At 54.0% G+C, this 15,712-nt stretch carries 11 protein-coding genes and 1 pseudogene; 11 read left to right on the top strand and 1 reads right to left on the bottom strand.

Going from position 1 to position 15,712, the window contains the following annotated elements; translation table 11 throughout:
- Window positions 1-1,147: pseudogene (locus ABX962_RS12875) on the top strand (signaling protein); the annotation flags it as partial.
- A gap of 92 nt (window positions 1,148-1,239) precedes the next feature.
- On the opposite strand, the gene ABX962_RS12870 reads toward ABX962_RS12875, so the two are convergent.
- Window positions 1,240-1,392, bottom strand: a complete 153-nt coding sequence (locus ABX962_RS12870; protein WP_372719977.1) for a hypothetical protein — start codon at window positions 1,390-1,392, stop codon at window positions 1,240-1,242.
- Here ABX962_RS12870 and ABX962_RS12865 point away from each other — a divergent pair.
- The 10 genes from ABX962_RS12865 to ABX962_RS12820 form a co-directional block, all read left to right on the top strand.
- Window positions 1,391-2,566, top strand: coding sequence for a DUF1559 domain-containing protein (locus tag ABX962_RS12865; protein WP_372719975.1), 1,176 nt, complete (start codon window positions 1,391-1,393; stop codon window positions 2,564-2,566). The genes ABX962_RS12870 and ABX962_RS12865 overlap by 2 nt on opposite strands.
- 118 nt (window positions 2,567-2,684) lie before the next feature.
- Window positions 2,685-2,858, top strand: a complete 174-nt coding sequence (locus ABX962_RS12860) for a hypothetical protein (RefSeq protein WP_372719973.1) — start codon at window positions 2,685-2,687, stop codon at window positions 2,856-2,858.
- A 212-nt stretch (window positions 2,859-3,070) separates the two neighbouring features.
- The gene (locus ABX962_RS12855) at window positions 3,071-4,447 is read left to right on the top strand and encodes a sulfatase (protein ID WP_372719981.1); all 1,377 of its coding nucleotides are present in this window, start codon (window positions 3,071-3,073) and stop codon (window positions 4,445-4,447) included.
- A gap of 82 nt (window positions 4,448-4,529) precedes the next feature.
- Window positions 4,530-6,167, top strand: a complete 1,638-nt coding sequence (locus ABX962_RS12850) for a hypothetical protein (protein WP_372719971.1) — start codon at window positions 4,530-4,532, stop codon at window positions 6,165-6,167.
- Window positions 6,168-6,380: 213 nt separating this feature from the next.
- Complete coding sequence (locus ABX962_RS12845; protein ID WP_372719969.1) at window positions 6,381-8,537, top strand: sulfatase-like hydrolase/transferase; 2,157 nt, start codon at window positions 6,381-6,383, stop codon at window positions 8,535-8,537.
- A 312-nt stretch (window positions 8,538-8,849) separates the two neighbouring features.
- A complete protein-coding gene (locus ABX962_RS12840; RefSeq protein ID WP_372719967.1) occupies window positions 8,850-10,337 on the top strand; it encodes a sulfatase in 1,488 nt (495 codons plus the stop codon).
- Between the two features lie 141 nt (window positions 10,338-10,478).
- Entirely contained in the window at window positions 10,479-11,945 is a 1,467-nt protein-coding gene (locus ABX962_RS12835) for an arylsulfatase (RefSeq protein WP_372719979.1), read from the top strand.
- Window positions 11,946-12,086: 141 nt separating this feature from the next.
- On the top strand, window positions 12,087-13,610 hold the full coding sequence (locus ABX962_RS12830) for a hypothetical protein (protein WP_372719965.1): 1,524 nt from the start codon (window positions 12,087-12,089) through the stop codon (window positions 13,608-13,610).
- Between the two features lie 181 nt (window positions 13,611-13,791).
- A complete protein-coding gene (locus ABX962_RS12825; protein WP_372719963.1) occupies window positions 13,792-14,853 on the top strand; it encodes a ThuA domain-containing protein in 1,062 nt (353 codons plus the stop codon).
- 230 nt (window positions 14,854-15,083) lie between these two features.
- Window positions 15,084-15,712 (top strand): alpha-L-fucosidase (locus ABX962_RS12820; RefSeq protein ID WP_372719961.1); only part of this gene is annotated, 629 nt, incomplete at its 3' end.

Here is a 15,712-nt window from a genome sequence, read left to right as displayed (position 1 = left end):
CGGCGCGAGAATGCCCAGCCAGAAGGCCAAAGGAAAACGAATCGACAGCAATCTGTTCTTCTCAGCCGACCCTAAAATGAAAGACAAGTTCGTTCAATTTGGCTGGGACCTGCATTCGATCGTCGCCGACCCACTGTTTATCGATCCGGCAAGCGGCGACTTCCGTGTCGCACCGGGGTCGCCCGCGTTTGAGATCGGCTTTGAAAATTTCCCGATGGATCAATTTGGCGTCAAAAAGCCATCGCTAAAGGCGATCGCCGAAACGCCGGTAATTCCCGAGCTTGAAATCCCTGGCCAAAACTCGCCGTCAAATGACGCTGCGGACACTACGGTGGCCATGGACTTGTATTGGCTGGGCGTGACCTTGCATGCGTTAGAGGGCGAAGAGTTTTCAGCCTACGGTGTCAGCAAACAAGACGGTGGCGTGGCTTTGCTTGATTTTCCAAAGCATTCGCTTGCTGCCGCTGCCGGATTCCAGGAAAACGACTTGGTGCTCGCGATCAATGACACAAAAATGGTCAGCGCCGAGGATCTGATCGCGGCCTACACGCGGGCGGGTAACACGCCGCTACGAGTGCGCGTGGTTCGTGACCAAGAAACGATCGACCTGCAAATCGAGGATCATCCCTATGTCGTGATCGAATCGGCATCGACGCCCGCCGAGTTCTCGGCACTGCGGTTGCCAAAGGCAGCGACAGGAAAAGTATCGGCAAACCAAACCACCCAAAACGAGCCGCTCAAAGTATTGATCGACGGCGAATTGAACCGTGACTATGGTCCTGTGTTTCAAAACGGGGTTCAAAACGGAGCTTACAAATTGGACCTAGGCGCGGTGAAGTCGGTCTCGGCGATCACCAGTTGGTCGTTCAACCAGAATCAGAAACGCGGCGTCCAGAAGCTGAGTTTGTTCGCAAGCAAAGCAAACACCGATCCTGGATGGAAGCTCAGCGACCGCTCTCGCTTCATCCCACTGGGCACTATCGACACCCGCAGCACCGCGTCCGACGACTTCACCGCAGCCTCGCTACGGGCGTCGGACGGCAAGTCATTGGGCAATTTTCGCTGGATCATTTGGCAGGTTTCTCCGGTAAGCACGTCGCGAGAAAACACCGCTTTTCAAGAACTGAATGTCGAAGTCCAGCAATAACGTTCCGATCCTTTTTTTTCGGTACGTCGAAGTATTAAAAAAGAATGATGCGTGGGAGATCCGTGACCGCTTGTCGGACGAATCAACCGCGGTCATCCGGTAAACACACGATGGCCTGCGATACACCGCAGGTATAAAATTTGCCACCAGAACTCTCTGGCGGCATCGATGCTTCCTTTTCCTGTCTTTTGGGCTGTCGTCTTTCGCCAGCCACCCTTCTTTTCTTTTTCAAAGGTAGTGATCATGAATGGTAAGAGAGTAAACTGCGGTTTCACTTTGGTGGAATTGCTAGTCGTCATCGCAATTATCGGAGTGCTTGTCGGCCTACTGTTGCCGGCGGTACAGGCGGCTCGTGAAGCTGCCCGGCGAATGAGCTGCAGCAACAATTTTAAGCAGCTAGGTCTGGGAATGCATAACTATCATTCCGCGTACGACCAACTGCCGACACATGGTACCGGAACGCTGCTTCCGGCCCCCGGTAAATCGTGGTGGGAACCGACACCGCTAGCCAATAACATGCAGCTGAGCATGCTGGTCGGCGTGCTTCCGTTTGTCGAACAGCAAGCATTGTGGGAACAGATTTCCAATCCGAGCCAGGTCGGCGGAACCTGGAACGCGATGGGTCCCACCCCTGACGAAATCACCTATGTGCCATGGACGATCGACATCCCATCGTACCGCTGCCCAAGCGATCCTGGGGTAGGCCTTCCCGCGTTGGGGCGAACCAACTACGCCGCCTGTATTGGCGACTCATGCGACGAAACCGCTTATGGCCCTTGGCCCAACACCCGCAACATCGGCATGACCCGAACACGTGCGCAAACGGCACAAAAAGCTCATCGCGGCTTCTTCAAACCGTTTGATGTCACGAAGTTCCGTGACTGTTTGGACGGACTGGCCAACACGATCGCCATGGGTGAGATTGCGACGTCGCTCGGTGACAAAGACAACCGGACCGTACTGCCTAACTACACCTCGGGTAACAATAACGCGACGATGACTGTGATTCGCGATAACCCGAAGGCATGCGAAGGGGTGATCGATCCAGCCCGTCCTCGTTTCTGGACTAGCGACAGTCGCCCTACGCGTGCCCGCGGTTACCGCTGGGCCGATGCCAAGACCATCTTTTCGGGCATGACCACAATTTTGCCACCCAATAGCGAGATCTGCTCGCGTACCAACGGCGATGACTTGAACCTTGTTGGATCGGTATCTAGCTATCACCAAGGCGGCGGTCATGTGTTGATGGGCGACGGTGCGGTGAAATTCATTACCGACTCGATCGAAGCAGGCAATTCGCGTGCAGGCATGGTGTGGGCTTCAGGCACGGGTGCCCAGGCTCCTGGTTCCCAAAGTCCCTACGGGCTATGGGGTGCATTGGGAACACGTGGTAGCAAAGAAGTTATCGGCGAATTCTAGCCCGCAAAAAAGTTTGCTTTTGATCCGTTGTATCGAAGACGTCCGTCGCCACACTTGACCTGCGGACGCCTTCTCCTTCCCCATCAACCAACGTCCTGATTAACCAAACGGTGTTCCAGTGAAACGCTTTGCATTGATTCCCTTATTGCTATCCAGTTTTCTTCCCCTGATGTCGGGTTGCAGTGATCCTAAACCCACCTCGGTAACCGAAGGTTTGCCCCCCTCGGCCATCGAAGAATACAAGGCAAACGAGAAGAAACTGATGGAAGAAACCCAACAGTCGATGAAATAATCATCAACGACTGCATCCACTGCGGATGACCGAAAACGCCGAAGGCACTCGCTGCAAATCCGTTATTTGCCGATGTGTCTTCGGTTTTTCATTTAGATCCGAGACAAATGAAGATCAAGACGAGTACCACAACACGCGCGACCCCAAACAGGCAAATTCCCCCCATGATCAGCCGATTGACGATGATCCATCCAGCAGTGTTAATCCTACTAATGTCGATGTTCGTATCAGGCGTCGTCGACCGAGCTTCGGCGAATGAACCTTCGAGCAAACCGAACATCCTGTTTATCTTTGCCGACGATTGGGGATGGGGCGATCTTGGATGCCACGGTCATCCGTATGTAAAAACACCCAACATCGATCGGCTTGCTCGCGAAGGTACGGATTTCCATCGCTTTACGGTCGCCAGCGGCGTCTGTTCGCCGAGTCGCACCGCGGTCATGACGGGGCACTTTCCGGCCCGCTACAACATCGACGGACACTTTGCCTGGGTGCCCAGCAATGCCAAACGCAATATGCCGGATTGGTTGGATGTCAACGCAGTCACGATGCCACGACTGCTGAAGTCGGCTGGATATGCGACGGCCCACTTCGGCAAATGGCACTTGTCCAACGACATGATCCCCGATTCGCCGTCGCCAGGCGAATATGGATACGACACCTACGGCGCGTTCAATTGTTCGGGCGAACAAATGCCAGTGCACGAGGACGCCGACAACGCGATTAAATTCATTGAAAACAGCAATCAAGCTGGCAAGCCGTTCTTCATCAATTTGTGGGTGCATGAACCCCACACGCCGTTTCACGTGGTACCAAAATATCGCTGGCGATTTCGCGACAGCGGACTCGAGGAAACGGATGAGATTTATGCATCCGTGCTGGCGCATGCGGACGATCGAATTGGCGAGGTCCTTGATACACTTGACCGGCTCGGTTTAAGCGACAACACCCTGGTGATCTTCAGCTCGGACAATGGCCCTGCTCGGGGGAAACCAGATGCGACACTCGATCTAACCTACGACACGGCCACCGGCGCCGGGTTTGGGATCGCCGCATCCAAAGGCATCACCGCAGGCCGCAAAGGCTACAAAGCATCTTTGTTCGAAGGGGGCATCAACGTTCCGTTCATCGCACGATGGCCGGGCAAGATTGCCGCTGGCAAAGTGGACGATCGGCTGATGATTTCCGCCGTCGATTTGCTGCCAACGTTTTGCGAATTGGCTGGTGCCGAATTGCCTCCGTCGTACACCCCTGATGGGATGTGCCAATTGAGTCAGCTACAGGGCCAATCAAGCGATGGTCGCAGCAAGCCACTGTTTTGGAAGATGGATGGCCATGGCAAACCAAAAAGCGAGAACAGCTATCACTGGGTGTCGTACTGTATCGTCGATCAAAATTGGAAGTTGCTCGCCAACGAAGACGCGTCCTACGTCGAACTCTATGACATCGTCGAAGAGGCGTACGAGAAAGTGGACCTGAAAGACCGTCACCCCGAAGTGGCGTCCGAATTGGTTGACAAGATCGAGAACTGGAAAACGAGTCTTCCAGCCAAACCGAACGCTAAAAACTTCTCATCGCTACGTCGCTAACCCGGCTCACAAGCGAGCCTGCCCGCCTGCCCGTCCCACCTTCGTTTTGTTCCGCAGACCTTCCCGCCGAGATTCCTTCCCAATGACAACGCAACTGCGCTGGACCGTCCCCTTTCTGACTCTGCTGATTCATCCACTTGCGTCGGCACAGTCATTCTTGAATGTCTTTCCCAACCCCACGGTCCAGCTCGCCGATGACCAACGTGGCGACACGACATTCACATCCAAGTTCACCCCGAGCGAAAGCTTGTGGGATGAACGACTCGATGAACGACCGGTATTTCTTGCGGAAATGGTGCACCGGCAAGACGAAGACAACTCGTTCAAGTTGCGTATCGGCCAAGGCGGACAGATCTATTCACTGCGAGGCGCGTTCGGTGAAAGCGTGCCACCGTCTTGGCGTGCTGCGGGCGGCAAAGTCTCGCCGTGGAACGACGAGGTCTGGCAATTCGTTGCCGTGTGCACCAAATACAACGGCATCGAAGGCAGAACCGCTCGCGGTATCCCAAGCGAAACGCTCGACCGCATTCGACAATCGCCGTACGCAACATCGTTTTTTATTCATAACTCGGGCGCGTACATCCCTGGTGATTCCGCGGTCAAATCGCTGTACTGTCCGCTGCTGGCATCCGAAATGGACGCTCAAAATCGCACGATCCAAATGCTCAATTGGGGCCTCGTTCCTCAGATCAAAACGGTTCATCGTTCACCACTGCTGTACTACACTCAAATTCGCGACGTTGGCAACGGAGTGATCGAATTGACGTGGGTCGTTCACAACTTCAGCACCCGCGATGACGTCGTATTTGATCACCTGAATGCTCCCTGGGGCGGCACCCGTATTAGCAGTTTGCCGCTGCGTTATGTCAGTTCTCCGGAAGGCAAATTGCTGCAGCGTGAGGGTTTCTTGAGCGAGCACGGAACTGTCGATGTCCGCGACACCGGCGGCTGGAACATCTCGTGTGCCTCCGATGACGACGATAGTCCCAGCTTGGCGTTGGTTTACGGACGCGACAAGCATCTCGAAGCCGAATTGGCACGCCAGGCTGCTGGCCAACCGTATTGCCAGTTCAAACATTCGCTGTATCGAGATTGGCGTGCTAGCGAACCCCTGTACAAAAACGTATGGAAAGACTGGGCCACACGTCCCGAGAACAGTTTCCGCAATTACGATGTATGCGAAATCATCCCCAAGATCCAAATCGTTCCTGGCAGCACGATTTGGTTTCGCAGTTATCTGGTCGTTGGAAAACGGGCCAAAGTGATCGAACAGGCAACGAGATTGGTTGATGACGTCGACTATGGACTCTTGACGTTCGATCCAGCCGACTCGCCGATGACAACCGTTGAAAACTCAGACGGCAAAAAGGCATTCCAAGTCTTGACGCAACCGGTGAGCGGGACGATGCCGCTGATGCGTATTCGTAATACAAAAACGAATCAAGAAATCATCACCACCGATCCTTATTACTTTGTCGACAAAGAGAAACTCGATTTCACATTGCCGGCAAATCACCCGCATCACGATTACTATCGTGACACGACGGGATATTCGATGGACAAGAACAACAGTGAATGGTTGTCGTTGGTCGGATATGCGTACGTCGACAAACCGACGACCGGAAATTGGCAAAAGCTATCCACGTTGCTCGATTCAAGCGAGTTCCCCAACCCCAACCCGCATCACCTCGATCTATGGGTAAAAACTTCGAATCGCTAGCAGCTTGGCGTGCCAAAGCCGGATTGGAAACGCAATCGAAGAATGACCGCCCGGTGCCAGCGAAACTTGAAATGAGTCCGTCGATGGCGAAAACGTCCGGCCAGCACTTGGTTAGCGATGCAAGGGCGTTGCCCCCAAATCTTATGTGATTCACTCGACGCACTAGCGTAACCGCGACCGTGCCCCACCTAATCCCAAAACCTTCATCGAAACATGAACTATCGCATCGTTTTAGTACTGCTTGTCTCGTTTGCGTTCCTGGGGGAACCAGTCGATGCAGAGCAACCGAAGCCGAACGTCATTTTGATGCTCACGGACGATTTAGGCTGGCAAGATTTGAAGTGTTACGACATTGACGAACCCTCGCCGATGGAAACGCCGAACCTTGATGCGTTCGCGAAAAAGGGCGTGATGTTCTGGCAAGCCTATTCACCGGCGCCCACCTGTGCACCAAGCCGCTGCGCCATCATGAGCGGAAATCATCCGGCGCGTGCTCAGAAAACGCATGTCGTCGGCGGCGCACCGCCAACCCCGCACAACCAAAAGGGGTCGAGAATGATGGATCCGTGGTATAGCGGCCGCATGCCGGAGGACGAATTCACATTGGCGCTAGCATTAAAACAAAATGGCTATGTCACCGGCCATTCGGGGAAATGGCATATCGCGATCGATCATCATGCGTTTCCACAACCCACCGACGTCGGATTCGATTACTCTCGCTCAGATCGAGGGGTGCAAACGGGTATGAAGGATCGCTTGTCAGGCTTTGCCACCGATGCAGTGGATGATCCCTTTCGTCTGGATGAAAACGGATACCCGCTGGATCAGACGAATCAAGATGCACTGACGTTTTTACAGGAAAACAAGGACAAGCCGTTCTTCCTCTACTACGCGACTTGGTTAGTACATTCCCCTATCCAGACGCGATGCAAAGCGTTGCTTGACAAATACGTCGACAAACTGGGCGTTGACCCTCGCCACACCGTCACTCGCGAAACCGCCGGGCAGCTCAATCCGTACTACTGTGCGATGGTCGAGATGTTGGATTATTACTCCGGCCAACTCTTTGACTACTTGGATGAAACCGACGACCCTCGTTGGCCTGGACACAAGTTAAGCGAAAACACTTACGTCATCTTCACATCCGACAATGGTGGGATGGAAGGCGGTCCGAAGGAACGCTACACCGACAACAATCCGCTGGACCGCGGTAAAATTTCGGCCAAGGAAGGCGGTACTCGGGTGCCGCTGTTCATTGTCGGGCCTGGTATCCAGCCCGGTGTTCAATCCGACGTGATGGTCAACGGGCTCGATTTCTATCCGACCATTCTTGCGTTAACGGGATCCAGCAAACCGTCAGACAAACATCTCGACGGATGCGATCTTTCGCAACTGCTGCTAAATGATCCGACCAATCCGGCACTGGTAAAACATGCCGATGGCACGACTCGTGATACAATGATGTGGCACTTTCCTCATGGCGTTGCGTTGGAAAGCACGATTCGAATCGGCGACTACAAACTGATCCGCAACTACGATCATGTCAACAATGACGGAACTGACGAATTGGAACTATTCCAGCTCTATCAAACCAGCGGCAACCAACAACAGCGAGTCGATATCGAAGAAGCGAAAAACCTTGCCGCCGCCATGCCGGAAAGAGCGGAGGCGATGAATCAAAGGCTGACCGAGATACTGACCGAGATGAACGCAAGCTATCCCAGTTACAATCCTGACTATCTGGGTGATCTGCCCGGGAAACAGAACGTCTGCACGGTACTGTCTCATAAAAAACAAGGAAATGAAGTTGCATTTCGGTATCAAGAAAACGGAGCAAAGCTAGCGCGAGCAGATTTGATCTATACGCTCAATGGCGGCGACCGTGACGAAGAGTGGTTCCGCAAACCGGCAACCATCCTGCAGGACAAAAACCTTGTCTCCGTCAAACTGCCCCCAGCGACCACGCATTACGTCATCAACCTAATTGACGAAAACAATTTCCTTCGCAGCTATCCCGATATCAAGAAAACGAATAAATCGTATTCGTCGCAAGCACTCTCGGTGACCGGCAACCCCAAAGCAGGCTCGCAGTCTTCGGCGTCAATCGCAGAGAAGGACGCAGACAACGATGGCCGAGTCTCGCAACAGGAGTACATCAATCATTTTGCTGGCGGCTTTGACCGCAAAGACAAGAACCAAGACGGCGTGTTGACGCCCAGCGAACACGCCCACCCTTCGTTCACGATCGCTGATACCGACGAAGACCAACGGTTGACTCGCGCCGAGTTTGCCTCGATTTTCAAGCGTCAATTCGAAAGGATGGATCGGGACAAAAATGGTTTCATCACGGCGGATGAGATCAATCGATAACTGGCGTGAATCAGGCTTACCGAAAAAAAACACTCAGCGTAGCGTCGCAAATGATTAACGCGATGTCGCATTTCACAATCGATCGAGGTGCGAGTGCAACCATGATGGTTCGAGATAAAATCGTTTTGGACGCAAACCGAAGGGGACCATTTGCATCCCCCTTCGTCGTTGAACGCCCTCCTGCCCAGCTTCCCCGCCCCAAACGCCCACCTCGCTGACAATTGATGGAACTATCATGGTTCTGCATCGGTTAGAATTTGCGGCATAGCCTTCCGACGCAAAATGCACCTCGACGCGAAATACGAGTAGAACATGAAAAATATAGATATGAGTTTACGTTTGGTATGGCTGCTTTGCGTACCGACGCTTATGAGTCTCGTGGGTGTATCGACCGTCCGTGGGGCGGAGACGGACTCGCAGCGAACACCAAACTTTGTGGTCTTTTTGGTAGACGACCTTGGCTACATGGATGTGGGGGCGAACAACCCCGACTGTTTCTATGAAACGCCGCACATCAATCGATTGGCGGAATCGGGAATGCGATTTACCGACGGCTACGCAGCCAATCCGGTTTGTTCACCGACCCGCTACAGTTTGATGACGGGCAAGTATCCGACACGCGTCGATGCGACCAATTTCTTCTCAGGCAAACGAGGCGGTAAATTCAACCCGGCGCCGCTGAACGACAACATGCCGCTGGACGAAATCACGATTGCCCAAGCACTCAAGGGGCAAGGATATGCAACCTTCTTCGCCGGCAAGTGGCACTTGGGTGAGAGCGAGGAATACTATCCTCAGAACCGTGGTTTCGACGTCAACATCGGAGGGTACAGCCGCGGCGGGCCTTATTCAGGCAAGCGATACTTCGCGCCGTTTGAAAACCCACAAATGAAGGAAGAAAGTCCTGCTGGCGATCACTTGCCCGATCGTTTGGCCCGCGACACGGCTTCGTTCATTCAAACCAATCAAGATAAGCCGTTCCTCGCGTACTTGTCATTCTATTCGGTCCATACGCCGCTGATGGGGCGGCCCGATCTGGTAGAGAAATACAAGAAGAAAGCGTCCGCTATCAGCGGCCAAGAGTTTGGTGACGAAGAACAGGTGTTTGGCAACAAGCCACGCAAGGTACGAACGCTGCAAAAACATGCGGTCTATGCCGCGATGGTCGAAGCTATGGACCAAGCCGTTGGGAAAGTGTTGCAGCAGTTGGAAGACTCGGGAGTCGCGGACAACACCGTGGTGATTTTCACATCGGACAATGGCGGGTTGTCTACATCCGAAGGTTCGCCGACCAGCAACATGCCCCTTCGTGGCGGCAAGGGATGGGTTTACGAAGGTGGCATCCGGGTGCCGTGGATCGTCCGGTTCCCAGGGATCACAAAAGCGGGCTCGGAATCAGCCGAACCGATCTGCTCGATCGACTTGTTCCCGACGCTTGCCGCTTCGGCCGGAGTCAACGTTCAGCACGAAATCGATGGGATCGACATCCGCCCGGCGCTCCAGGGCAACTCGCTTGACCGCGAAACGCTGTATTGGCATTACCCGCACTACAGCAACCAGGGCGGCATTCCCGGCGGTGCGATTCGCGAAGGCGATTTCAAACTGATCGAGCGTTACGAGGACGGCCGCGTCCATCTCTACAACCTAGCGACGGACATTGGCGAAACAAACGATCTTGCGTCATCGATGCCTGAGCGAGTGGACCAAATGCGAAGTCGATTGCACCGATGGTATCAAACCGTTGACGCCAAATTCCTGCAGGAAAAGAACGGCCAGCGTCCTTGGACACCAAAAAACTAGTCACTCGAGTCTGCGTTTAACGATCCCCTGCGTCGCCAGATCGACGCAAACGAATAGAAAGTAGTATTCACGATGACAGCTTTTGCACACACCAAATTTGTACGACACCACTTGATCGCGGCTTTACTGATTGGGTTCGCGATGGGACCGCAGGGGGCTGCCGCACAAGGCGAGCAGCCCGGTTCCGAGCCTGGTCCACCGAACATCGTGTTGGTGATGACCGACGACCAAGGCTATGGCGACTTGGGATGCCATGGGCACCCGTTTTTGGAAACTCCCAACCTCGACAAACTGCATGCTCAAAGCACGCGGTTTACCGATTTCCACGCCAGCCCGACATGCGCCCCGACGCGAGCCGCACTGATGTCCGGCCGAGCCCCGTTTAAAAATGGCATCACGCATACGATTCTCGAGCGTGATCGCATGGCACTTAGCGCCACCACGATCGCCCAAGTGCTAAAGTCAGCCGGTTACACGACCGGAATCTTTGGCAAGTGGCACCTTGGCGATGATGATCCCTACCAACCCGAAAACCGCGGATTTGACGAAACGTTTATCCACGGCGCAGGCGGCATCGGTCAAAACTTTGCGGGGACGCAAAGCGACGCTCCGGGCACCAGCTACTTTGACCCCATCATCAAACACAACGGCCGGTTTGTGCAGACCAAGGGTTACTGCACCGACGTCTTCTTTCGCAAGGCACTCGGCTGGATCAAGGAGACCTCTGACGCAAATACCGAAACCGACGCGGAACAGAAGCAACCCTTTTTCGCTTACATTCCGACCAACGCACCGCACGGCCCCTACCACGTCGCGAAACGCTACTCGGATCTGTACAAAGACAAGTGTTCGTCGCCCACCGATGCGTTTCTGGGCATGATCGTCAATATCGACGAGAACGTGGGATTGCTGATGCAGAAGCTCGACGAGTGGGATTTAGCAGATAATACGCTGTTGATCTTCATGACCGACAACGGCAGCGCCAAAGGAGCAACGGTCTATAACGCAGGCATGAAAGGGGCGAAAGGGTCACCGCACCAAGGCGGTTCACGAGTGCCGCTGTTCATGCGTCTACCGGGACTAACCAAGCCAGGTGTCGACATTGATCGCTTGACGCGCCACTACGACCTGTTTCCGACGCTTGCCGAGATCGCCGGGGCAACGGTCCCATCGAATTTGGACCTGGATGGACGCAGCCTCGTGCCCTTGATCAAAGATCCAAACACCACGTGGCCCGACCGTAAAACGTTCTTTCACGTCGGTCGCTGGGCTAAGACCGGAGCTCGGGGGAATTTTGGCAAAGGCGATCCCAATCCGGATCATTCCAAGTACAAAAACTATGCGGTACGGAGCGAGAAGTGGCGGCTGGTTAACGACGAGTTGTACAATATCCAACAGGACCCAGGCGAAGAGAACAACGTCGCCGCGGATTATCCCGAAGTGTATAGCGAGTTGCATGCTGCCTTTGACGCTTGGTGGGACGAAGTCCGTCCGCTGATGGTCAACGAAGATGCGTCGCTGGATGTCGCAAAACCGTTCCGCGATCGTTTCATAAAGCAAAAAGAGGAAAGCGGCATTCCTGATTGGGACATGCCCAGGATCGACTAACACTCGACCTTTTGCTCTCGACCGATGGCCTCGACATCCGGCCATCGGCACCACTCCATTGCGGCCCCTTGGATTCGAACCCGCCGCACGCAGCCCCCCTCTGATCCTCTTTCCCTTTTTCCAGCAACATACTTTTCTACCATGATTCGCATCACCCTCTCTTCCGTAGCGGCGTTACTAGTCTCGGCCGCAGTAACGTGCCCGTCGGTTGCAAACGAAACTTGGGTCATCGACACTCAAGAACAGTGGCAACAGGAAACGTCCGAGAAAAACCAAATCGAGATCAAGGAAGGTGTCGCCAGCCCAACGAGCAAAACGGGCACACTGCGAAGCACGCTAAAACGCTTCGAGCAAAAACGCTCGGCAAAGTCGATTGGGTTCCAGCAGTCGCCGGTTTGGCAAAACTGGAACTCTGTCGACAACATCGGCCCCGCTAACCTTGCGGACGCTCCGGTCATGCTCAGTCTTGGTCCCCAAAATTACTGGATCTTTGGTCGCTACGGGGGCGCCAAAAAATCGGCCAAGAAGGGGGCTTCAAAATCGACGTTTCAACCGGAACCGGCAACGCTGGACGGATTTGACATCCCGCTAATGACGACCCCGTTTGCCAATCAGTTCGATGCGCCCGGAGGGCTGAACAAGGGACTAGGGGGTTACCATGCATGGCAAAGCCGCGACATGGTCAACTGGGTCCATCATGGCCCGGTCACCGAAGGATTTTCAAAATGGGTGACGTCGGCGGAACACGTCGATGGCAAAACGTACATCTACTATGACTTTCCAAACGACCAAGACCCTCATGTCTACGTCGATGATGACCTGACCGATGGCAAGCCGGGCAAAAACATGGGCAAAGCCCTGAACGATCCCTCCCACGGGTCGGACAGCGGTTTCATCCGTGATTTGGAGGGAAAATTCCATGTCATTTACGAAGATTGGAGCCCCATCAACGCCAGCAAGCGTTCGTGGGACTCGCCGCTGGCCGGACATGCAGTCAGCGACGATGGCGTCTCGAATTTCAAGATCCTGGGGGCGGCAGTCGATCATCGCACGAAACCAACCGGCAAGATTGGAACCTACAAACACCCACACTGGGCGAAGGAAGACCCCGAAAACTACAAAACCAATGTTGCGGAATACGAAATCCACGAACCTGAGCAAGAAGCATTTGGCGATTGGGCTGCGATTAGCATCGGAGGACAATATTATTTGTTTGGCGACTATGATCCCGAACATGGCAAACCGATGAGCGTCGCTTGGTTCACCTCACCAAGCCTCGACCAACCGTTTACGTTCTGCGGCAATATTGGCAACGGACACCCCGATCCCGATATCGCATTTGCCGAAGGCCAGTTCTATTTGGTCACCCAACAAAAAACTGATTTCACCAGTCCGGGACCGTGGGTCGAACAAGTCGAAACACGCGTCGGCGTGGACACGACCGGCGACGGAAACGTTAATCACTGGAGCGATTGGCACGTGGTCAAGGAAACGTACGACTCGATGCCAGGCTTTGCCAAACAGATCGCTAGAACCCCCGCCTCGCTTGACCTGTCCGATTTGCCCGCCGGCTTTGGATTCCAATTCGAGGTAAAAATAACCGACACGACTTCCAACGAATCGAAGCCGATGCTCGGCAAGATCCAATTGACATTCGAACCGTAGTTTCTTTTCAACAGTAGAATCGCAACGCTGTGAAGCATTCTTTTCTGTAGAGTTCGTGCTAATTCAGCGTAACGGAAGTCATCCGAGACTGTCGTTTTGATTGACGTATGCCCCCCCGAAACTTTTGACGAGTTCCGCTACGGCCGCTTACTCGCTACATCCCCCTCACCGAGATTCATCTATGAAATTTGCAGCCTTATTTGTTATCGCAATTGCAAGCCTGATTGGCACCGCTCAGGCGGAAACGCTTGTCTTCGAAGGAGAAGACGGGGTGGGCAAAGGCAAACACATTGTGTTCATGGCTGGCGATCACGAATATCGCTCCGAAGAGTCGCTACCGGCTCTTGCCCGACTGTTGGCTAAGCATCACGGTTTCAAATGCACGGTGCTGTTCAACATTGATCCTGAGACAGGGGAAATCGTAGCGGGCAAGCCTTCGCACATGCCGGGATTGGAAGCGCTCGACACAGCGGATTTGGCCGTCGTGTTTTTGCGATTTCAAAACTTTCCTGCCGAACAAATGAAGCACTTTGACGATTACCTCCGTCGCGGTGGCCCCATCGTTGGGATGCGGACGGCAACCCACGGGTTCCAAATCCCCGCCGACCAACCGTATGCAAAATACTCATTCAATTCCAAAGTCGAGGGCTATGAACTTGGTTTTGGTCACCAAGTGCTTGGACAAACCTGGGTGGGCCATTACGGCCGAAATCATGTGCAAAGCACGCGCATCACCATTGTGGACGCCATGAAAGATCACCCGATCCTGCAAGGTGTCAAAGACGTCTGGGTCCAAGCCGGTGGTTATGTCGGCAAGCCTACCGATGGCGACATCTTGACGATGGCCCAACCTCTCAATGGCATGACACCTGACTCACCAGCGTCCGACACCCAGCCGCCAATGCCCTCGGAATGGACACGAACCTACAAAAGCGAATCCGGCAAATCTGGCCGTGTGTTCACGTCGCTCTACGGGACGCCCGAAGACTTGACCAACGACGGATACCGCCGTTTGATCGTCAATGGGGTTTTCTGGGCCATCGGATTAGAAGACGCGATTACCCCCGACATGAACATTGATTTCGTCGGCCCGTTCCATCCGAACACCTTCGGCAACCAAACCAACGCGCGAGGGATCAAACCGGAAGCCTACGCAGGATTCGAAAGCCCAATCCCTGCCCACAACAAAGTGAATCAGCCGAAAAAAAAGAATCCCGCTAAAAAGAAGCCTGCGGTAGAATAAATCGCTGCCGGCAAACCCTGCGAAAACCGTTGCACCAGCCCGCTCTCACACCGAGAGCGGCAAACGGATACCACGTGGAAACATTTTTCAACAGGAGCAACCAGAACGGCTATTGATCGGTTTCGACTGTCGCGTCACCGACGATGCTTGGGTCGCATGCGACCTCTCTTCTCTCTTCACGTTAAAAATCTATTCACGATCTCTTCCCCAATCTAACGAATCTCAGTTCCATGAAAACGATTCATCTTCAACTGCTGGGCCTCGGACTACTGACCATTTTGACAGGCGGCGTTGTCGTCGCGCAAGACACCGCTCCGCCGATTGAAACCCGCGACGAGCGACTCGAATGGTGGCGTCAAGCGAAGTTCGGCATGTTTGTTCACTGGGGCATCTACTCGACCGTCGGCGGCGAATACAAGGGCCAAAAGCTGCCCAACAGCGCTGAATGGATGATGGCTCGGGGGAAGATCCCGATCGCGGAATATGAAAAGTACGCTGCCCAGTTCAACCCAACACAATTTGATGCGTCGGAATTCGTCGGTCTGGCAAAACAAGCAGGAATGAAATATTTGGTCATCACGGCCAAGCATCACGATGGTTTCGCGATGTTCGATTCCAAAGCGAATCCCTTCAACGTCGTCGACGCGACACCGTTTGGCCGTGACATCATGAAAGAACTGGCCGAAGCTTGCCAAGAACATGGCATTCGATTCGGTTTCTACTACTCTCAAGCCCAAGATTGGCATCACCCCGGTGGCTTTGGCAACAGTTGGGACAAGTCGCTCCAACGCGTCAGCTCAGATGAATACGTGATGAACAAGGCCGTTCCCGAGGTCAAGCAATTGCTCACCGAGTACGG

Origin of the sequence: Novipirellula sp. (genome assembly GCF_041583735.1) — a bacterium.
Classification (GTDB): Bacteria; Planctomycetota; Planctomycetia; order Pirellulales; family Pirellulaceae; genus Novipirellula.
Note: the sequence above shows the minus strand (reverse complement) of the source record. Positions and strands in the feature narration are given on the sequence as shown.

Bases quoted from the DNA above. Each gene is read 5' to 3' on its own strand.
- ABX962_RS12865 (WP_372719975.1), top strand. From the start codon at position 1,391: ATGAATGGTAAGAGAGTAAACTGCGGTTTCACTTTGGTGGAATTGCTA.
- ABX962_RS12840 (WP_372719967.1), top strand. From the start codon at position 8,850: ATGAAAAATATAGATATGAGTTTACGTTTGGTATGGCTGCTTTGCGTA.
- ABX962_RS12855 (WP_372719981.1), top strand. From the start codon at position 3,071: ATGTCGATGTTCGTATCAGGCGTCGTCGACCGAGCTTCGGCGAATGAA.
- ABX962_RS12845 (WP_372719969.1), top strand. From the start codon at position 6,381: ATGAACTATCGCATCGTTTTAGTACTGCTTGTCTCGTTTGCGTTCCTG.
- ABX962_RS12825 (WP_372719963.1), top strand. From the start codon at position 13,792: ATGAAATTTGCAGCCTTATTTGTTATCGCAATTGCAAGCCTGATTGGC.
- ABX962_RS12850 (WP_372719971.1), top strand. From the start codon at position 4,530: ATGACAACGCAACTGCGCTGGACCGTCCCCTTTCTGACTCTGCTGATT.
- ABX962_RS12870 (WP_372719977.1), bottom strand. From the start codon at position 1,392: ATGATCACTACCTTTGAAAAAGAAAAGAAGGGTGGCTGGCGAAAGACG.
- ABX962_RS12830 (WP_372719965.1), top strand. From the start codon at position 12,087: ATGATTCGCATCACCCTCTCTTCCGTAGCGGCGTTACTAGTCTCGGCC.
- ABX962_RS12835 (WP_372719979.1), top strand. From the start codon at position 10,479: ATGGGACCGCAGGGGGCTGCCGCACAAGGCGAGCAGCCCGGTTCCGAG.